Genomic DNA, 23353 nt, shown 5'->3' with positions numbered 1-23353 from the left:
AAAAGCCTATTATATAAGGTTTTTCACCTTTAAACATTGCTGGCTATTGCTTCATTGAAATTGATGCTGCCTAACTTTGGTGATTTGATTTATGGAAGTTTATGTATTGCCTTTGTCTCTCTCTCAAAGACAACTATGGTATCAGGAAATATTATCTCCTGGCAATATAGCTTATAATATTCCTATTGCCTTAAAGTTAAGAGGAAATCTTAATCGAATAGCCTTAGAAAATAGCTTTCGGGAAATTATCAACCGTCATGAAATTCTCAGAACAACCTTTGCTGTAGAAAATGCGGAACCTGTTCAATTAATTTATCCAGAATGGGAATTTAATCTCGAATATAAAATCATAAAATCATCTGTAGATGAGCAATCTGATCATCTTAAAATCATCTTAGAAACAGAATCGCGTCAACCATTCAATCTAGCCAAAGACCAATTGATGAGAGTAATCTTGTATCAAATATCAATACAAGAGCATATTCTTTTAATAAATTTGCATCACATTATCAGTGATGGTTGGTCATTAGGAATATTTATTCAAGAAATAACTCAATTTTATAGTGCTGCTGTTAAAGGTTCACATATTTCTCTGCCAGAACTAGCAATCCAATATGGAGATTATGCCGAATGGCAAGAAACTTGGTTGCAAACACAGGCAATTCAACAACAATTAGCATATTGGGAACAAACCTTAGCGTCTCCTTTGCCAATTCTTGATTTACCTGTAGATAAAATCCGTCCAGCATCACAAACTTTTGATGGTGCAGTGTTGCGTGAACCGCTATCAGCATCTATTACTCATTCTTTAGAAGAATTAGCTAAAGCTGAAGGTGTTACCTTTTTCATGGTGGCATTGGCAGTTTATCAAGTTTTATTATTTCGTTATTCTGGTCAAAATGATATTGTCGTCGGTAGTCCTTTTGCTAATCGCCAACGGAGCGAAATTGAAAACTTAATTGGTTGTTTTGTCAATACTTTACCCCTACGATGTGATCTTTCTGGACAACCTTCATTTCGACAATTATTGCAGCGAATTTCTGGAACTTGTGTAGATGCTTACGCACATCAAGATGTTCCTTTAGAAATAATAATTGACAAACTGAACATCAAGCGTGATCCCAGTCGTTCACCAATTTTTCAGACACTTTTTGCTCTACAAAATGCCCCAATTGGCGAAATTCAATTACCAGAAATTACAATTACACCTATCTATCTGGATAATGGTGGTGCTAAGTTTGATCTGAGTCTAATGTTGGAACCTGCTGCTGAGGGATGGATAGTAGCACTAGAATATAATACTGATTTATTTACAGCCGAAACTGCCCAACAAATACTCACACATTATCAACAATTGTTAATTACTGTTGTTAGTATTCCTGATGTTGATATTAATGTTTTACCTTTATTGACAATCAGTGAACGACAAGAACTTTTAGCATTAGGCTCTAAATTAGAATATACAAAATCAGAGACAACAAATTTAGTTGAGCTATTTACTAAAAGTGCTAATATTTATAGTGATAAAATAGCTGTAATTGACTCAGAAAAAAAATTAACTTATCAAGAATTAGACGAACGTTCAAATCACCTAGCTGCTGCTTTACAAAACAAAGGAGTGGGTACAGAAACACGAGTAGGGATTTTTCAAGAACGTAGTGTAGAGTTAATAATTTCTATACTGGCAGTTTTGAAAGCGGGTGGAACTTATGTACCGCTAGATCCTCAATATCCACCAGAAAGACTAGGTTTTATTGCTCAAGATAGTGGAATTCATTTGTTGTTAACAGTAAAAAATTTACTATCTACAATTCCTAGAAATATTGAGGAAGTTCTGGTAATTGATAAAATAGAGTTGGCAACAAATGTAACCATTACTACTCAAATTCTCCCTCATCAAATAGCTTATATTATCTACACTAGCGGTTCTACTGGACAACCAAAGGGTTGTTTAGTCAGTCATAACAACGTTGTTAGACTCATGGGAAATACCCAAAAATGGTTTGAGTTTAATCACAACGATGTTTGGACAATGTTTCACTCCTTCGCTTTTGATTTTTCAGTGTGGGAAATATGGGGAGCATTGTTATATGGTGGTAAATTAGTTATAGTTCCTTATTTAGAAAGTCGTTCTCCCGCAGCTTTCCGCACTCTTTTACAACAAGAAGGCGTTACTATTCTCAATCAAACTCCTTCTGCTTTCCGGCAATTAATCCGGGCTGATGAAGAATTTGCCGATAAATTAAATAGCTTACGAGTAATTATTTTTGGTGGAGAAGCATTAGAATTACAAAGTCTTAAACCTTGGATTAAACGCTATGGTGATAGTTATCCGCGTTTGATTAATATGTATGGGATTACGGAAACTACTGTTCACGTTACTTACCGTCCTATTTTAGAAGAGGATATTTTAGAAAATCGCGGTAGTGTGATTGGTGTACCTATTGCAGATTTATCTTTGCAGATATTAGATTCTGCCTTTGAACCTTCACCTTATGGTGTTCCTGGGGAAATGTATGTGGGTGGTATGGGGGTATCTAGAGGTTATCTGAATCGTTCTGCTTTGACAGCCCAAAGGTTTATTCCTGATCCTTTTAGTCAACAACCGGGTGCGAGGTTGTACCGGACAGGAGATTTAGCAAGAAGGTTGAGAAATGGTGATATTGAATATTTAGGACGCTGTGATTTACAGGTAAAAGTCCGGGGTTTTCGCATTGAACTGGGTGAAATTGAGGCAGCTTTGTCTGCACTTCCACAGGTGTTAGAAGCTGTGGTTATTGTTTACTCAGAAATTGAGGATGATCAGCGTTTGGTGGCTTATATTGTCCCAAATGGTGAGATTGATCTGCTTACAGCAGCGCTTCGCTATCAAAATCAGTTGCGGACGGATCTAAAAGAGCGTTTACCAGATTATATGATCCCGGCGGCTTTTATGGTGGTGGATGCGATGCCATTGACTGCTCAAGGTAAGATTAATCGTCAAGCATTACCTAAACCAGATTGGAATAAAGCGGCGGTTAGACGCACTTTAATAGCACCAGAAACCGAGGCTGAAAAGGTAATTTGTCAGGTTTGGGAGCAGGTTTTAGGTATAGATGCAATTAGCATTGAAGATAATTTCTTTGATTTGGGTGGTGATTCTATTTTGGCGTTGCGAGTTGTTACAGAAATGCGCCGTCAAGGTTGGATATTAACACCGAAGGAAATTTTTCAAGAACAAACTGTCAAACGCCTGTCTACTGTAGCACAAAAGCAGAATTTGCCAGTAGAAACTACTGCTATAGTTGCCGGGGAAGTGCCTTTGACTCCTATTCAAAGATGGTTTTTTGATCTAAATATTCCTAATCCTCACCATTGGAATCAAGCCTTATTTTTGGAAGTTAATCAATCTCTAGAACCGTCCACAATTGCAGATGCAATTCAATTAATTTCCGAATATCATGATACTTTGCGGTTACGGTTTCAACAAGAAAAAGGTGTTTGGAAACAGTTTTATGTAGAAAAAACATCTATCCAAGGAGAGAATTTAACTTGGGAAATTGCGGATTTGGCTCTGAAGACAGAGTTAGAACAAAATACTATTATGAGAGAAGTTGGGGAGAGAGTACAGCGATCGCTAAATTTAACTGATGGACCTCTAGCTCGGTCAATTTGGTTTAATTTAGGAGAAAATCGCCCTTCTCGACTTTTAATAGTAATTCATCACTTGATTATTGATGGGGTTTCTTGGCGGATTTTATTGCAAGATTTAGTAGAAATCATTAGTGGTAGTCAACTTTCTCCTGCTACTTCATCTTTCCAAGAATGGAGTCACTTTCTGCAAACCTATACGAACTCTACAGATATGCAAGCAGAAATACCATTTTGGCTCAATACTATTCAAAAAGAAACAGCCAAAATACCCCTAGATTTCCCCCATGTGTTGACAGATAATTTAGAGTCTTCTGTGAAAACAGTTGCTTGTAAATTAACCGCAGCACAAACTCAGATTTTTTTAACAAAAGCCAATAAAACTTACCGCACTCAACCCCAAGAATTATTACTTGCAGCTTTGGTGAAAACTTTGGGAAATATCACCCAAAAATCAAATCTCCAAATTATGATGGAAGGGCATGGTAGAGAGGAATTATCTTCAGATTTGGATATCACCCGTACCCTTGGTTGGTTCACCACTCTTTATCCCCTCAATTTAGAATTACCGGATATTAATTTAGAATCAGAAATTATTAAAACTGTCAAAGAACAACTCCGTGCTATCCCTAAACGTGGGTTTGGTTATGGACTTTTAAGATATCTTGAAGAGGGAGAAAAGCCGAAATTTACCAATTATCAATCACCGGAAATCAGTTTTAATTATCTTGGTCAAGTCCGCAGCGAAAGTGGTAAAAATAAATTATTCCGCTTATTGAATGCAGAAATAGAACCAACTCGAAATCCTGAAGGTTTGCGTCCCCATCTTATTGATATTAACGGTATTGTTGTGGAAGGGGAATTGCGGGTTGATTGGTTATATAGTTCTAACTTACACAAAGAAGAAACAATTACTAAATGGGTGGATGAATTTCAGAAAAATCTCCTGGAAATTATCAATTATTGTACAGAAGTAGGTGTGGGAGGATATACACCATCAGATTTTCCTTTGGTGCAAATTTCTCAATCTTCTGTAAATATTCTCCAAGAAAAATATGCCAAATTAGAAGACATTTATCCTCTGTCTCCTTTGCAGGAAGGAATGTTATTTCACTCAATCTATAATCTAGAAGATGGAATTTACTTTGAACAGGTAACAGGTAAAATTATTGGTAAATTTGATGTTGATAACTTTAACTTTGCTTGGCAATCTGTTGTAGATAGACATCCAATTTTGCGGAGTGCCTTTGTTTGGGATAACCAAGATATGCCCTTACAAATTGTGAATAAATCTGTTAAATTCTCTATTTTACAAAAAGATTGGCGTGATTTATCACCTATTCAGCAAGAAGAAAAACTTCAACAGTATCTAGTTATAGATAGACAACAAGGATTTATCTTAGATCAATCTCCTTTAATGCGGTTTAGCGTCATTCGCTTAGATAATTCTACCTGGCAATGGGTGTGGAGTCATCACCATATTACCCTTGATGGTTGGTCATTACCAGTTATTTTCAAAGAAGTTCTGACTATTTATCAATCAACCTGTCAAAGAGTTCCCCATTCTTTGTCACCAGTTCCTCCTTATCGCCATTATATTCAGTGGTTAGCAACTCGAAATTTGCAGGAAGCAAAACTGTTTTGGCAGGAAAATTTAGCAGGTGTTTCTACATCTACTCGTCTGTCTTGGCAGATACCAGAATCAGAATTTGATGTTAATTTACCTGCATATCAAGAAGTAGAATTACGTCTGAGTCAAGATGAATTTGCTTTGTTGCAAAAGATGGCACAAAACCAGCGATTAACATTAAATACTGTAGCTCAAGGTGCTTGGGGACTGTGTTTACAAAAACATGGAGCAGGGGAAGATGTATTATTTGGTGTTACTGTTTCTGGTAGACCTCCAGAATTAGCAGAAGTAGAAAGTATGGTAGGGTTATTTATTAATACTTTGCCCATGCGAGTCCAAATTAATCCTGGTTTATCTGTTGCTGCTTGGCTGCAAAACATTCAACAGCATCATGTCGAAATGCGAGAATATGAGTATAGTAAATTAACAGATATTCAAAAAGAGATTCAATTAGGGTCTGGGGAGTCTTTATTTGAGAGCATTTTAGTATTTGAAAATTATCCTGTTGACCAAAGCTTAAAGGAACAAGGGCAGGATTTTAGAGTTGATGATATCCAGTTTTATGAAAGAACAAATTATCCATTGACGGTGGGGGTAATTCCTGATCAAGGATTGTTGTTAAAACTGAATTATCAAACTCAATTTTTATCGCCTATAGCAGCTAAAATAATGCTGTTACGCTTGCGAAATATCATGATGAATATGGCTGAACAGCCGAATGTGCCATTAGGAAAAATCCAGGCGTTATCAGCATCAGAGCAAGAAAAGATTATTAATAGTAGTGCAGTTAATATTATTACCTGGGGAGATTTTCGTCCCGCCCATCAATTATTTGAAGAATGGTCTGATTTACAGCCTGATGGTGTGGCTTTAGTTTGTGGTGATAGTGAGATTACTTATAGTGATTTGGAAAAATATGCCAATAATTTGGCAGCTAAACTCATTGCTACAGGTTTTGGATTTGAGTCCATAATTGGCTTATATTTTGATCCTTCTATTGAATATATTATTGCTCTCCTGGCTGTGTTAAAAATAGGTGCAGCCTTTTTGCCTTTAGATCGCAGTTATCCAGAAACGCGACGGCAATTTATTGTAGAGGACAGTCAAACTCGGTTGATTTTGACAAAAGCAGTTTCTGCACAGGGATTATTTCCAGATGATGTGAAAGTTATTGCTATTTCTGAACTAGATTTAACTGCAAATGTTCCTCGTCCTTGCTTAAAAGTTAGACCAGAAAATCTGGCTTATGTTATCTATACATCTGGTTCCACAGGTAAACCAAAGGGTGTTTTAGTGTCTCATGTAGGGATAGAGAATCTGGTACGGAATCAAACTGCAAGTTTCGGTGTCACAGCCGAAAGTCGCGTTTATCAATTTGCTTCTTTGAATTTTGATGCGGCAATTTCCGAGATTTTCATGGCTTTGGGTAGTGGTGCTACTCTATATCTGCAAGAACAGGCAAATCGTTCTCCTAGTGCTGCCCTTTGGGATAAATTGACTGCATGGGAAGTCACTCATGTTACTCTGCCTCCTTCCTTAGTGGCAATTATCAGCACCGCAGATTTACCCCAATTGCAGACTTTAATTGTGGCAGGAGAAACAGTTTCTGGGGATTTATTGCGGCGGTGGAGTAGTAATAATCGCACTTGTTTTAATGCCTATGGACCAACAGAAGCTACAGTTTGTGCCAGTTTGATGAATTGTAGCAATTTATTGGGAGAACCGAGTATTGGCAGTGCGATCGCTAATGTGGAAATTTATCTCCTCGACTCATTTTTAGAACCAGTAGCACCGGGGGTAACTGGGGAAATATATATTGGAGGCATTAGTTTAGCGCGGGGTTATTTACACCGTCCCGATTTAACCGCAGTCGCATTTATTCCCCATCCCTTTAGTAAAACACCGGGAGCTAGACTTTACAAAACAGGCGATCGCGGTGTATATGATTTACAAGGTAATATCCGCTTCATGGGTCGTCAGGATGCCCAAGTTAAACTTAATGGTTATCGCATAGAACTAGGTGAAATCGAAGCTGCCTTAACCAAGCATGAAACCGTAGATAGCGCGGTAGTTCTTTTGCGCCAAGACTTACCCGGACGGAAACGCATAGTTGCTTACGCCCTAGCACCGCAAGACAACCCACCAACTAGCCAAGAACTAAAGGATTATTTAGCAGAAATTTTACCTGCATATATGGTTCCCAGTGCAGTGGTGTTAGTTTCCTCTTGGCCAGTCACCCCCAACGGAAAAATAGATCGTCGAGTCCTACCTGCACCGGAAATATCAACCACTCCAACTATCGCCAAAACCCCCACAGAGGAGATATTTGCCCAGATTTGGGCAGAAATTTTAGGGATAGAAACCGTTAATCCCGATGATAATTTCTTCGAGTTGGGAGGAGATTCGATTATCAGTTTGCAAATAGTTTCTCGCATTCGTGCTGCTGGTTGGGAAATTAACCCCAAAGATATCTTTGAAGCTCAAACTTTATCACGACTAGCTGCGATCGCTACGGAGCGCTTCGCTATCGCTCAACCATTAGCCCAGAAAATCGAAATTACCGAACCGTTAACCGGCGCAGTGGATCTTTCCCCTATTCAGCATTGGTTTTTGAGCAAAAATTGGACTCATCTCCACCACTGGAATCAAGCAATAGCCCTGAATAGCAGTGAACCTTTAAATATAGATGCCTTGATTGTGTCCTTAAACGCCTTAGTTGCCCATCACGATGTTTTTCGCCTAGGATTCTCCCAAAATCAAGGACAATGGCAGCAATTTTATACTGGTGCTGCGAAAACCACACCTTTGCAGATTGCAGACTTTAGCAACCATTCACCCCAAAGCCAGCAAGAGGCTTTAACCGCAATGGTCGAAGCAGAACACGCAAGTTTTCAATTAGATAATCCGCCCCTATTCCGGTTATTATATGCGACTAATCTTAGCGAGTATGGTAACGTTTTATTTCTCTTTGCCCATCATTTAATTATAGATGGTGTATCCTGGCGAATTTTACTAACAGATTTAAACCAAGCTTATCAACAAACCATAGATAATCAACCTATTTCCCTACCATCAAAAACATCCTCCTATCGAGAATGGACTGCATCCTTGCGAACTTTAGCAGATTCTGATGCGATCGCTAAAGATATTCCCTTTTGGCAAAACATTCTCTCAACTCCCGTCGCCACCTTACCCGTTGATTATCCAGTTATCAACGATAAAAATACAGTAGACAGCATAGCCATCATATCTTACCAATTAACCCCAGAAGAGACAAATATTCTCCTCAAACAAGCAACAATAAACTATCATGCTAACATCCAAGAAATCATGTTGGCAGCATTATTTAAAACTCTTTGGGAAACTTATAAATCTGACAATTGGCTCATTGATTTAGAGGGACATGGTAGAGAACAAATAAATGATCAATTAGATATTTCTAGAACAGTAGGTTGGTTTACCTCTCTTTACCCAATTCTGCTACAACAACCAGCAGCCAATACCCATGAGGATGCATTAATTAAAGCAATTAAAACCCAATTGAGAAGCATTCCCCATCATGGCATCAGTTTTGGATTACTACGATATCTCAGTCAAAATAAAACCTTACAGGAAAACCTTAATCATGCTAATCAAGCCGCCATCAGTTTCAATTATTTGGGGCAAATTGACAACAAATCCCCAGATAATCACCTATTTAAAATTAGTCATGCACCCACAGGAACAGGGCTATTTGCTAAACAAGAACGTCCTCATCTATTAGCAATTAATGCCCATATCCAAAATGATTTTCTGCAAATAGAATGGTCATACAGTCAAAACATACATCAAAAACAAACTATCGATCATCTAGGAGAAAAATATGTAGAAAACCTGCGTTTATACCTCACAGATGCAACCTCTAATAATTCATCATTTTATAGTGCTACCGATTTCAACCTAGTTGACTTATCTGAAAACGAACTAGATTCGATTTTAGAAGACTTAGAATAAAAAAATCCTAATAATTAATTCAGGTAAGGCGATAAGATACTTGACTTCTTTTATTTATTGTGTCCATAAATTATAAATTGATGTCAGAAGTTGGGTATCTAAGTGTGAACAAGTTCTATAGCCTTTTAACCCTCTGCTTTTAATAAAACAAAAGGATAATTATGACAAATCTCAAAGATAAAATCCAAGATATTTTTCCTCTTACTCCCTTACAAAAAGGATTATTATTTCATTCCCTCTACGAACCAGAATCAGGGGTTTATTTTGAACAATTACATTGCCAATTACAAGGAGATGTATCTATAGTTGCAGTACGTCAAGCTTGGCAAACTTTAGTAGATCGCCACCCCATTTTGCGGACTGCTATTGTTACCAAAGGACAAACAGAACCAGTACAAATTGTATTCCGTAATCTCGTATTTAACATAACAGAAGAAGATTGGCGGGGATTAAGTAAAACAGCACAAAAAACCCGACTCCAAGAATTTTTAGAAGCAGATAAACGACAGGGATTCATTCTCAATCGTCCCCCCTTAATGCGAGTTAGTTTAATTCGACTAGAGGAAGATTCCTGGCATTTAATATGGAGTCATCACCACTTAATTTTAGATGGTTGGTCTTGGCCTATTCTACTTCGAGAATTTTTGATGTTGCATAAAGCAGCCAGAGAAAATAAAAATATTTCCCTACCTAATGTCCGCCCTTACGGTGATTTTATTGCTTGGTTAAAACGGAAAAATCCTCAAGATGGTGAATCTTTTTGGCGTGAATATATGGGTGACTTTGAAAGTGCTACCCCATTATTAATGACTTCTAAAACCAAAGTCAGTCACACATTTAAAGGTGGAGAAATCAACCAAATATTATCGCCAGAAAATACCGCATTTTTACAAAAATTAGCCCGTAAATGTAGCGTCACTCTTAACACTGTAATTCAAGGAGCTTGGGCAATATTACTGAATCGCTATAGTCGGACTACAGACATTGTTTATGGAATTACAGTAGCAGGAAGACCTCCAGAATTGCCAGGGGTAGAAGGGATGATTGGACCCTTTATTAATACCTTACCATTTCGGGTTTTGATATCTGGAGAAGAAACTCTGGAATCTTGGTTACAAAAATTGCAAACTAGAGCAGCTTTAATGCGTCAGTTTGAACACACCAGTTTATCAGATATTCAAAGCTGGAGTAATGTTTCTCGTGGACAACAAATGTTTGAAAGTTTGCTGGCTTTTGAAAATTTTCCCTTTGACAAATCCTTAAAAACAGAAGACTTTGGCTTAAATGTATCAGAGTCATCTTTTTCTGAAACTACCCATTATCCCTTAACTTTAGTAGTCGTTCCTGGGGAGGTAATCTCTCTGAAATTAAGTTACAATGCTGCTCGTTTTGAGGCAGTAACTATGAAATTATTGCTAGACCAGTTTACCAATTTGCTGTTAAACATGGCCAATAATTCTCAAGCACCTTTGCAATCTTTATCATTGCTGGGGTATGAAGAGAGAGAACAGAGAAAAGCAAATAATGAACAGACAACAATTACTATCGTCGAAATTTTCACAGAAACCGTTAAGAAATATCCAGAACGAATTGCTATAACCTATGACAATGAAAGCCTCACATATCAAGAATTAGACCGTCGTTCTAACCGCATAGCTAGATATTTACAATCATTAGGAATTAGTGCGGAAAAACGAGTAGTAATTTGTTTGGAACGTTCCCCAGAAATGATTATAGCCATGTTAGCTGTAGTCAAAGCAGGAGGAGTTTATGTTCCTGTTGATCCGGCATATCCTGATGATAGAATTGAATTTACTATTACTGACTGTGAAGCAGAATTAATTCTCACCACAACTAATATTAGTGAAAAATTTCCAGATTCAATCACTAAAATTTGTTTAGATGCAGAAGATGCACCCTATTTCAACCTCAGTACAGAACCTTTAAATGTAAATAATGTTGAGCCAGATTCAGGAGCCTATATTATTTATACATCTGGTTCGACGGGAAAACCCAAAGGTGTATTAGTTACTCAAAAAAATCTCACCCGATTATTTAAGAGTACAGAACATTGGTTTGAATTTAAAGAACAGGATGTTTGGACATTCTTCCATTCCTTTGCTTTTGACTTTTCTGTGTGGGAAATTTGGGGAGCTTTGTTTTATGGTGGAAAATTAGTCATTGTTCCTCATTGTGTCAGTCGTGACCCTCAAAGCTTTTTAGAATTGCTACAAAATGAGCGAGTTACTGTTCTGAATCAAACTCCCTCAGCCTTTCTCCAATTACTAGCTTCCAGAAACATTCATTATAATTTATCAAGTTTACGCTACATCATTTTTGGTGGTGAAGCGTTGAATCTCCCCAGTTTGCGTCCTTGGTTTGAAAACTATGGAGAAAATCAGACTCGCTTGGTGAATATGTATGGAATTACGGAAACCACAGTCCACGTTACCTATAGACCAATTAGCAAACAAGATATAGATAATTCATCTGGTAGTTTAATTGGTCAACCAATTCCCGATTTACATCTTTATATTCTTGATCCTGATGGAAATCGTCTACCAACAGGAGTAATTGGGGAAATGTATGTGGGTGGTGCGGGGGTTGCCCGTGGTTATTTAAACCGTCCAGAATTGACAGCAGAAAGGTTTGTTAAAAATCATTTGTCCTCAAGTTCACGCTTGTATCGGACAGGGGATTTGGGTCGTTTTCTGCCTAATGGCGATTTGGAATATTTAGGACGGATAGATAACCAAGTTAAAATACGCGGTTTCCGCATTGAAATTGGTGAAATTGAAACTGCTCTTTCCCAATTTCGTGATAGCTTGCGTGGCGAAGCCATTGTACAAGAGAATATTGTTATAGTGGCATCTGATGCAGAAACACATCAAAAACGGTTAATTGCCTATCTGGTTTGTAGTTCTGAACAACCACCAACTATTGAAACTTTGCGAAATCATCTGCAAGAGCTTTTACCAGATTATATGATTCCGTCGCAGATAGTTTATTTAGATAAATTTCCCCTCACACCCAATGGTAAAATAGATAGAAAATCTCTACCTGTACCAGAAATTAACCGAGAAAATATAGGGATTGAATTTGTATCCCCAGCCACAGAAATTGAGCAGAAAGTAGCAGAAATTTGGCAACAAGTTTTAGGTGTAAATCGGGTTGGTAGATTTGATAATTATTTTGTTTTAGGTGGCGATTCTATCCGCAGTATTCGGGTTTGTTCTCTAGCGCAAGCAGCCGGATTAAACTTAAAAATTGAGCAAATATTTTCCCATCCCGTTTTGTGGGAATTAGCGGAATTTTTAGAGACAGCAGCAACCGTAAAAAGTCAGGTTTGGCATCAAGAATCTTTTGCTTTAATTACATCTGAAGATAGAGAAAAGTTAGAAAATATTGCTGATGATGCTTATCCTTTAGCACAATTGCAAGCGGGAATGTTATTTCATGGTGAATATTCTCAGAGTTCCACAACTTACCATGATGTTTTTAGTTTTCGGATTCGTATACCTTTTGATTTGCAAGTTTGGGAACAAGCTTATACTCAAATGTTTGCTAGACATAGGGTATTAAGAACGGCATTTTATTTAGCTGAATTTAGTCAACCAATTCAGGTAGTTGTTAAAGATGTACCTGCAAAAATCACCTTTGCAGATTTAACTAATTTATCGTCATCAGCACAGGATGATTATATCAAAACTTTTATTGACCAAGAACGGAGGAATCGGTTTGATTATCAGACTGCACCGTTAATGCGTTTTCATGTTCATCAGCTAGATGAAAATGTGATGGAAGCAACCTTTACTTTGCATCATGCTATTATGGACGGCTGGAGTTTAGCCAACTTTTTAGCAGAATTGACAGGGTTATATCTGCACTTAATGGATAGAGGTGTACCTGCCTTACCTCCTGCACCTAATTTAGAATATTCTCGCTTTATTGCTTTAGAACAAGAGGCTTTAAAAGATCAGAAAATAAGGGAATTTTGGCAACAACAACTGACGGAAATTCCCTTTACTAAAATACCCCGTTTACCCGTGACAGTTTCCCCAACATCACAGTCAAATATGGGGAAAGTTGATATAACTTTATCAGATACAATTTCCCAAGGTTTAAAAGATGTATCTCATCAATTGGGTGTACCTTTACGGACTGTGTTGTTAGCATTGCATCTGCATATTTTAGCTGTTGTTTCAGGAGAGGAAGAAGTCGTTACAGGCTTGGTAAGCAATGGTAGACCAGATGAAACAGATAGCGATCGCATTTTAGGTCTATTTTTGAATACCTTGCCATTACGATTAAAATTACCTCATGGTTCTTGGGTAGATTTGATTAAGGAAACATGGCGTGCTGAACAAGCATTAATGCCAAATCGTCGTTTTCCTTTAGCAGAATTGCAACGGCTAAATGGTAATCAACCCTTCTATGAAACTTCCTTTAACTTCGTGCATTTTCATGTTTACAAAGGATTACTCAATTGGCGAGAAGTAGAATTAATCCAATCCGTATCCTTAGATGAAACAAATATTCCCTTTGCAGTTAGTTGGAGTGAAGAAGTAGCTGCTGTTAACATCAGTTTAAATATTACCTATAACAGTCAGGAATTGACTAAATCACAAATCGCTACCATAGCTAATTACTATCAAACCAGTGCCGAATTATTGAGTAAAAATCCCCATGTTAATAGAGAATATTTACCAACCGATAGGGAAATTTTCACCCATGATCAATTAAAAATTACCCCAATTCATGAAATTGTCAATCAACAAGCTGCCGCAAATCCTGATTCTATTGCAGTTGTTTGTGAAGGAGAAGTTTGGACATATCAGCAATTAAATCAAAAAGCTAATCAATTAGCGCGGTTTTTACAAAAGCATGGTATTAGTCAAGAAAAACCTGTAGGTATTTGCTTAGAACGTTCTCTAGATATGGTTTGTGCCATGCTAGGTGTCTTGAAGGCAGGTGGTTGTTATGTACCGATAGACCCCCATTATCCCACCGCGCGTATCCAATCTATGTTGGAAGATGGCAAGGTTAACTTATTGCTAACTCGGTCAGAATTAAAGGTAAATTATGGTGAAACTATTTACCTGGATATTCACAAAGAAGAAATAGCAACCCAAGCTACTAACAACTTAGACATTACCGTTTTTCCTGACAATATTGCCTATATCATTTTTACTTCTGGTTCAACTGGTAGACCAAAAGGCGTAGCTGTTTCTCACCAAGCATTAGCCTATCACCAAAATTGGTTTTTAGAGAATTTTGCAGTTAATAATAATGATGTAGTTCTGCAAAAAACACCATTTAGTTTTGATGCTTCCGTGTGGGAATTTTGGACACCTTTAATGGTGGGTGCAAAACTGGTTATGGCTAAACCAGGAGGACATCAAGATCCAGCTTATTTGGTGAAAATAATACAACAAAAAAATGTCACGTTGCTGCAATTAGTACCCAGTTTATTAAAAATAATTTTAGATGAACCTGGATTTTCTCAATGTGGTAGTTTACGGTTGGTGTTTAGTGGTGGAGAAGCACTGAAAAAACGGACTTGGCATGAGTTTAAAGAAAAATTAGCCATTCCTTTAGTCAATCTTTATGGCCCAGCAGAAACAGCAATTGATGTGGCTTTTCATGATTGTCGAGAAAATGAAAATGCTGAGATTATTCCCATTGGTGAATCGGTCAAAAATACCAGGTTATATGTTCTTAATTCCCGTATGCAACCTGTACCTGTGGGGACACCAGGAGAGTTATTTGTATCTGGATGTCAATTAGCGCGTGGTTACTGGAATGCACCGGGGATGACTGGGGAACGGTTTTTACCCGATCCTTTTGTTGCCGGGGAGAGAATGTATCGTACAGGCGATCGCGCTCGGTACTTACCAGATGGTAAAATAGAATTTCTAGGACGTGCAGATCAACAGGTGAAAATTCGCGGTTTCCGCATCGAAACTGGTGAAATTGTCGCAGCTTTAGAACAACAAACTTGGGTGAATCGTGCAGTAGTTAAAGCAATTACTACTCCAGGAAAACCAAATCGGCTGATTGCTTATTTGCAACTCCAAGAAACAATCACAAATTGGCAAAAAGTTCTGCGTTTGGAACTAGCACAGATTCTTCCTGATTACATGATTCCCGCTTTCTTGGTGGAGATTGAAAACTGGCCATTATTACCAAATGGTAAAATTGATCTAAATTCTTTACCCAATCCAGAAATTGCAGAAACAACAAGAGACGAATATATCTCCCCACAAAATGAAACAGAAAAGATTTTAACTCAACTTTGGGAACAGGTATTACAAGTATCCCGTGTTGGTGTGAATGATAACTTTTTTGAATTAGGTGGAGATTCAATTATTGGATTACAAATTATTGCTAAAGCCAGGGATTTAGGTTTTTATTTCACACCTCAAGATTTATTTAAGCATCCCCAAGTATGTGATTTGGCTAATCATGTCAAAAAAGTTGATCATCAATCGGCAAACTTACCAACTATTAAACAAGGGGAAATTCCTTTAACTCCCATTCAAAATTGGTTCTTCCAACAATCTTTAGCTTATCCTGAACATTGGAATCAGGCTATTTTATTGGATATCAAACCACAATTTAATATTGCCCAATTCCCAACTGCTTTAAATCAAATAGCTAAAAAGCATCCAGTCTTCAGGTTGAAATTCCGCCAAACAGCAACAGGTTGGATACAGGAATTAGATAGTCATAGTCAAGGTGTAAATTTTGATATTGTCAATTTAACAGATATTCCTGAAACTGAATTATCTGCCCAACTGCAAACCATAGCCACAAATTTTCAAAGCCAACTTAACTTAGAAACTGGTAATCTTTTCCGTGCTGTCTATTTCCAAACACCAGAAAACACAGCCGATAAACTATTATTGATTATTCACCACCTGATAGTTGATGGTGTTTCTTGGCGTGTGATTTTGCAAGATTTAGCAGCGAAAGTTTCTGGAAATATTCCTCAATCTTTACAAAATCAATCTTTACAAAAACAGAGTGCGAGTTTTCCTCAATGGAGTCATTATTTACAACAAACCATTGAAAATGATACTTGGGAAAAAGATGTTGATTTCTGGAAACAACAAACAGTAGATAATTTCACATTACCGTTGAATTTTCCTGATAGCTTGCGTGGCGACGCAGGAGATATAAGAATAGCAGATAATAAAGAGATTTCTGCAACACAAATTGAGTGTAATTTCACCAAAGCAGAAACGGATAAACTATTATTTGATATTCCCCGCACCTGCAAAGCACGTATCCAGGAAGTTCTCCTCACAGCACTTTTGATAGCAGTTAGCGAATGGACTGGTAAATCAGAAATTGTCATTGCATTGGAAAGTCATGGTAGAGAAAGCACTTTAGATATATCTGATGCTGTCGGCTGGTTTACATCTTTATTCCCTTGCAAATTAACCAAGACAGATGGCGACATTTTAGATAATTTAGCCACCATTAAAGAACATCTCAAAAACTTACCAAATAATGGTTTTTCTTACGGTATTCTCAGTCAAAAACCAGAATATGCTGCGGTTTTACCACCAATTCCCCAAGGGATTATCTTTAACTACTTGGGACAATTTGACGAACAAATTGCACCAGATGCACCATTTACACCTGCTGTTGAAGATACAGGAATTTCTCGACATCCAGAAAATCAACGTGCTTTTCAGTTAGAAATAACTGGTTTGATTGCTAACGGTAAATTGCAAATGCGATTTGGTTTTAGTAAAGACTTACATCAAGAAGCAACTATTCACAATTTAGTAAATAGTTACCAAAGATGTTTACGGGATTTATTAACAGCTAGTGATCATCAAGCTGAAAGTTGGCAACCTGGAGATTTTCCTTTGGTTAATTTAACTCAGGAACAATTAAATATCGCTGTCAAGGAAATTACAGATTTAGAAAATATTTATCCTCTAGCACCAGTTCAAGAAGGTATTCTTTTCCATGCTAATTATGAAACCGAGAAAGATATTTACCTGCAACAGGTAACAGGTAATATTGCCGGAAATCTGAATGTAGAAATATTTAAAACTGCTTGGGAAAGCTGCATTAACCGTCATTCTAGCTTGCGTACTTCCTTTATTTGGCAATCACTTCCCCGTCCTGTAGCTAGAGTGCATAATAGTGTGGATTTGCCCTTTATCGTCGAAGATTGGCAGAATTTGGCGGTTGATGAATTAGAGCAAAAATGGACGAATCTATTAACAAATGACCGTCAACAAAACTTATCCACAGAAACAGCGCCTTTAATGCGCTTAACTTTAGTGAGAACAGAAGCTCAAAAATGGCGATTCTGTTGGACTCATCATCATATATTGTTAGATGGTTGGTCTTTACCTCTGGTTTTTGGCGATGTCATTGCCTTTTATCAAGCACAACAAAATCATCAAGTTCTTAATTTACCACCAGCACCAAATTATCGAGATTTTATTGTCTGGTTAAATCAAAAAGAAACTCATGCAGCGGAAGCATTTTGGCGGCAAGAGTTAGCCGATTTACAGTCTGCAACTAGCTTAGGATTAACTACTCAAAAATCTGCTGATGTTGCCGATTATCAAGTTTTAGAAGGTACTATTATCCCGGAAATTTACACACAACTAAAAACCTACGCCAATAAAAATCAAATCACAGTCAATACTTTAGTTCAAGCCGCTTGGGGGATTTTATTGAGTAAATATAGCGGTGTTGATGAAGTTGTTTTTGGTGTAACAGTTTCCGGAAGAACAACAGAATTATCAGGTTTTAGTGAGATGGTAGGTTTATTTATTAATACCTTACCTTTGCGGTTAAAATTCAATGCAGCTACACCTATACAACAATGGTTAAAAGAAGTAGGCGATCGCATTTTATCCATCAATGAATATTCCTACAGTCGCTTGGTAGATATTCAAGGTTGGAGTGATATTAACAGAGGTGAATCTTTATTTGAGTCTATTGTGGTTTATGAAAATTACCCCGTAGGCGAAAACTTACGTAACCAACCCGGTGAATTAGTAATTAATGGTGTAGAATCTTTAGAGAAAAATCATTATCCTGTCAGTCTCTACGCCTTACCAGGAAAAGATTTAACCCTAAAAATTGCTTTCCAAAAAAATATAGGAACAGTAAAAGAACGGGAACAATTATTACAGCAACTCAAGCATATCTTAACCACCTTTGCCACCAAATCACCACAATATATTGGTGAACTTAGTCTCAAAACTTCACCTGTTCTACCAATTACCAATCACCCATTACCAATCACCACAATCCTAGATTTATTTAATAGACAAGTCCTCCAAAATCCCGACTCTCCCGCCATTCTCCAAGGTAAAAAATGGTTAACATATCGTGAATTAGATGAGAAATCTGATCAAATTGCCCAAGCATTAATCCAGCTAGGAGTCAGACGAGAAACATTAGTAGCTGTATGTTTAGAACGCCATGCAGGTTTAGTCATAGCATTGTTAGGAATTATGAAAGCTGGTGCGGCTTACTTACCACTAGATCCAGCCTTCTCAAGCGATGCCTCCGGCGAGCGAAGCGATCGCTTACAATGGATACTGGATGATAGTCAAGCTACGGTAGTCCTCACAGAATCTCAACTTGCCCCCCACATACCCCCATCATCAGCCCAAATCCTCTTACTAGAAGCAATACCACAACATTCAACAGTCATTTCCCCACCGCAAACACCCTTAGATTTAGCATACACAATTTACACTTCTGGTTCGACTGGCAGACCCAAAGGAGTGCAAATTCAACATCAATCCTTAGCAAATTTTCTCCTCAGTTTCCAAGCCAAACTACAATTAACTGCGGCTGATACCTTAGTGGCGGTAACAACAATTTCCTTTGATATTGCCGGTCTAGAACTATTTTTACCCTTAATTAGCGGTGCAAAATTAATCCTAGCTGACAAAGAAACAACCCAGGATGGATTTAAATTATCTCAATTGTTGCAGCAAAACCAAGCAACAATCATGCAAGCCACTCCGACCACTTGGAGATTACTATTAACAGCAGATTGGCAACCACAAAATAATTTTTGCGCCCTCTGTGGTGGGGAAGCAATGCCATTAGAATTAGCCGCTTCTCTTCTCGAATTAAAGGTCAATCTGTGGAACGTTTATGGACCAACAGAAACTACTATTTGGTCAGCAATAAATCAGGTACAGCAACCAGAAGATGCCCTTTCTATTGGTCAGGGAATTGCTAACACATCTTTGTATATTCTGGACAGTGGTTTAAATCCACTACCAGCAGGAATTGTTGGTGAATTGTATATTGGTGGCATGGGACTAGCGCGAGGCTATTGTGGCAACCCAGCCCTGACATCAACAACATTTATACCCAACCTATTTTCACAACAACCTGGAGAACGTTTGTATCGCACTGGAGATTTAGCGCGGTGGCTACCAAATGGAGAAATTGAGTTTTTAGGAAGACTTGATTATCAAGTCAAAATTCGTGGTTATCGCATTGAGTTGGGAGAAATTGAAACTGTTCTAGAAAGTCATCCAGCCATTACTCAAGCTATTGTCCAAGCAATTGGTGAGACTTCTACAGATCAAAAGCTTGTGGCTTATTTAGTGGCTAAATCTGATAGCGAAATACCAACAATAGAAACCCTGCGCTTATATCTCTCAGGCAAATTACCCGATTATATGATACCTGCGGCTTGGGTGTTTTTAGATACTATGCCTCTTACCGCTAATAATAAGGTAAATCGTCGTGCTTTGCCCGCACCTACTCAAGCAGATACACGAGTAGATTATTTAGCACCCAGAAATCTCATTGAAGAAGCATTAGTAGAAATGTGGCAAGAATTACTCAAAGTTGAAAAAGTGGGTGTAAAAGATAACTTCTTTCATTTGGGGGGACATTCGCTTTTAGCTGGGCAATTTCATGGACGGATTAAAAAAATATTTGCCGTTGATTTGGCATTAAAAGAACTATTTGATGCTGTAACTATTGAAGAAATAGCACCAATTCTTGTAGAAAGAGAAACCAAATCAGGAAATACAGAAAAAATTGCTAAAGCCTTTTTACGTCTCAAACGCATGACACCAGAAGAAAAAGCCCAACTACTACAAGCCAATCAGCAACGAAATTAACCAACATGAAAAAACTACTTGTCACTGGATCATCGGGATTAATTGGTTCGGAAGTCTGTGAATATTTCGCCCGAAAAGATTGGGCAATTCACGGTATTGATAATAATCAAAGAGCCATATTTTTTGGTAATCAAGGGGATACTCGTTGGAATCAACAACGGCTAGAGTTGAAAATTAAGGGTTTTGTGCATCATGAAATTGATATCCGCGATCGCACCGCTATCTTAGACTTAATGGGTAGTCTTAGACCAGATGCGATCGTGCATACAGCCGCCCAACCCAGTCATGATCTAGCCGCCAAAATCCCTTTTGATGACTTTGATACCAATGCTGTAGGCACACTCAACCTTTTAGAAGCAACTAGGCAATTTGTCCCCTCAGTCCCCTTTGTGCATCTGTCAACCAACAAAGTTTATGGTGATGCACCAAATGAAATCCCCATGCTGGAGTTAGCAACCCGTTGGGATTATGCTGATCCTACTTATCAGCATGGTATACCCGAATCTTTTCGTATTGATCAATCAAAACACTCTCTATTTGGTGCTTCTAAACTTGCAGCCGATATTATGGTTCAAGAATATGGGCGCTATTTTGGCTTAAAAACCTGCTGTTTACGTGGAGGCTGTCTAACAGGCCCTAATCATTCTGGTGTAGAACTGCACGGTTTTTTGAGTTATTTAGTCAAATGTAATTTAGAAGATCGTACTTACAAAATATTTGGATATCAAGGTAAACAAGTCCGAGATAATATCCATGCTTATGATGTTACCCGTTTTATAGAAGAATTTATGGCAGCACCACGTAGCGGCGAAGTTTATAATTTAGGCGGGGGAAAAGAAAATACCTGTTCAATATTAGAAGCTTTTGAAATCGTGACTGCATTAACAAATAAACCAATGCTATATGAGTATGTACCAATAAATCGGGAAGGTGATCATATCTGTTACTACAGCGATTTAGGCAAAATTAAAAACCATTATCCTAATTGGCAAATTACCAAATCCTTAAACTCAATCTTTGCTGATATTGTTGCTGCTTGGAGAGATAAAATCTAAATGAATTAAGCTGCTATCAAAAAATGGCTCTACCGTTTCCTTTATGTAAAAAAACATTTATTGTAGGTTGGGTAGAACGAAGTGAAACCCAACACTCCTTGTTATACTGCAAATGGGTGAAATTTGGACTTATGTCATACTGTATCCCTGACGAGGGCGTAGCCATACTTAACGTAGTGCAGCGTATCCCTTCGGAACACTTCGTACCCTACGGGAAGCAAGCTACAGAATGACACTTTTAACCCGTTTTTAGTATATCCTACCGCTAATGTTGGGTTTCACTTCGTTCTACCCAACCTACAAAAATTAAATTAATATTTCTTCTCCATAAGGGGAGCGGTAAAACCCCTGTCTTTATCAGGATAAAACCTGACAACTTTCTATATACAACAGGTAATTTACAGGTAATTTAAATATGAGTCGTGTAGTATTTTTCAACGTTTCCGCAGCCGGTCATGTTATCCCCACATTGGGATTAGTAAAAGAATTAATTCACAGAGGTGAAGACGTAATTTACTATGAAGTGGCTAATTTTCAAGCAGAAATCGAGTCTTTTGGTGCTAAATTTCGTTCTTATCCACCGCTAAATCCCGAAACAGCACCACCAGCAGAAAATGAAATGTCTTTAGTCCCTTCTCTGACTTGGTGCGCTCATCAAATGTTACCAGCACTGCTTGAGTCAGTACGTGCAGAAAAGCCAGATTATATTATTCACGATTCCCTCTGTCTTTGGGGCAGATTAGTAGCCCAAATCTTGAATATTCCCGCTATTAATTCCATTGCTACAGCAGCGTTTACTCCTGAAAGTTTCTATGAATGTCCTTGGCTAAGAAAGAAACTACCAGGATTTTTAAAACAGGCTGCTGCTGGGATGAAACATTATCGTCAATATCAGCGAGAACTACGAACAACTTACGGTGTACCATCAATTAAATTTGTGGATACCTTTACCAATATTGAACCGCTAAACTTATGTTATTTGCCACCGGAACTCCAACCTTATCGAGATAAATTTGACCAGAGTTTTCATTTTGTTGGCCCTTGTAATCCAGTCCGAGGAATGGAATATGATTTTCCCATGGAACAACTGCAACAAGACAAGTTGATTCTAATTTCCTTTGGCAATATTCATGATCCAGGTGTAGAATTCTATCGCAGTTGTATTCAAGCCTTTGGTAATACAGATGCTCAAATAGTGATGATATTAAGTCCATTTGTGGATATAACGTTGTTAGGAGATATCCCAGATAATTTTATTATTCGACCGACTGGAACTGTTCCTCAATTAAAAATATTAGAACGCGCCAGTTTATTCATTATGCACGGAGCAGGTGGCGGTGCAAGGGAAGCTGCTTGGTATGCAGTACCTATGATTGCAGTCCCTCAAACTTATGAACAGGAAATAATTTCCCGTCGGATTCAGGAACAGGGTGCAGGAATTATGATGATGTTAGAAGATGTTACTGTAGAAAATTTGCAACAGACAGCACAACAGATTTTTGATGATAGTTCTTTTCGAGTCAATAGTGGTCTTTTAGGTGATGCTTGTCGTGCGGCTGGAGGGGTAAAACGAGCAGTGGATGAAATTTGGCGATATGTGTATGATAAAAACTCTTGACAGCAATTAGAAGATGGCGAAACGCCTGCTATCAGATATCGAAATTACAAGATGTTTTAAAAATTTTTCCTTTGGGATCTCAGATTTTAGATTCCTCATAAAACATTATGGCGGTTATCGGTCGGATACAATACAATCGAGGGCAGGTTTTCCCGTCCTTACAGGTTTCAATACTTGTCAGTTAAGGAAATGTAGGTTGGGTTGAGCGACAGCGAAACCCAACATTACAAAGGATTTAGTTGGGTTATGGCTTCGCCTCCCGTCAGGGATACGTTCCATTGCTTCGCAACGC

At 37.9% G+C, this 23353-nt stretch carries 4 protein-coding genes; all 4 read left to right on the top strand.

Annotated features, from left to right (window positions below):
* Positions 1 to 91: 91 nt before the first annotated feature.
* The 4 genes from VB713_RS01095 (at position 92) to VB713_RS01080 (ending at position 23061) form a co-directional block, all read left to right on the top strand.
* On the top strand, positions 92 to 9253 hold the full coding sequence (locus tag VB713_RS01095; RefSeq protein ID WP_323309740.1) for a non-ribosomal peptide synthetase: 9162 nt from the start codon (positions 92 to 94) through the stop codon (positions 9251 to 9253).
* Between the two features lie 161 nt (positions 9254 to 9414).
* Positions 9415 to 20388, top strand: coding sequence for a non-ribosomal peptide synthetase (locus VB713_RS01090; protein ID WP_323309739.1), 10974 nt, complete (start codon positions 9415 to 9417; stop codon positions 20386 to 20388).
* Between the two features lie 5 nt (positions 20389 to 20393).
* A complete protein-coding gene (locus VB713_RS01085) occupies positions 20394 to 21443 on the top strand; it encodes an NAD-dependent epimerase/dehydratase family protein (protein WP_323309738.1) in 1050 nt (349 codons plus the stop codon).
* A gap of 415 nt (positions 21444 to 21858) precedes the next feature.
* A complete protein-coding gene (locus VB713_RS01080) occupies positions 21859 to 23061 on the top strand; it encodes a macrolide family glycosyltransferase (RefSeq protein WP_323309737.1) in 1203 nt (400 codons plus the stop codon).
* Positions 23062 to 23353: the final 292 nt, after the last annotated feature.

Origin of the sequence: Anabaena cylindrica UHCC 0172, assembly GCF_034931625.1 — a bacterium.
In the GTDB taxonomy this organism is placed as follows: Bacteria; Cyanobacteriota; Cyanobacteriia; order Cyanobacteriales; family Nostocaceae; genus Anabaena; species Anabaena cylindrica_A.
Note: the sequence above shows the minus strand (reverse complement) of the source record. Positions and strands in the feature narration are given on the sequence as shown.

Bases quoted from the DNA above. Each gene is read 5' to 3' on its own strand.
- VB713_RS01090 (WP_323309739.1), top strand. From the start codon at position 9,415: ATGACAAATCTCAAAGATAAAATCCAAGATATTTTTCCTCTTACTCCC.
- VB713_RS01080 (WP_323309737.1), top strand. From the start codon at position 21,859: ATGAGTCGTGTAGTATTTTTCAACGTTTCCGCAGCCGGTCATGTTATC.
- VB713_RS01085 (WP_323309738.1), top strand. From the start codon at position 20,394: ATGAAAAAACTACTTGTCACTGGATCATCGGGATTAATTGGTTCGGAA.
- VB713_RS01095 (WP_323309740.1), top strand. From the start codon at position 92: ATGGAAGTTTATGTATTGCCTTTGTCTCTCTCTCAAAGACAACTATGG.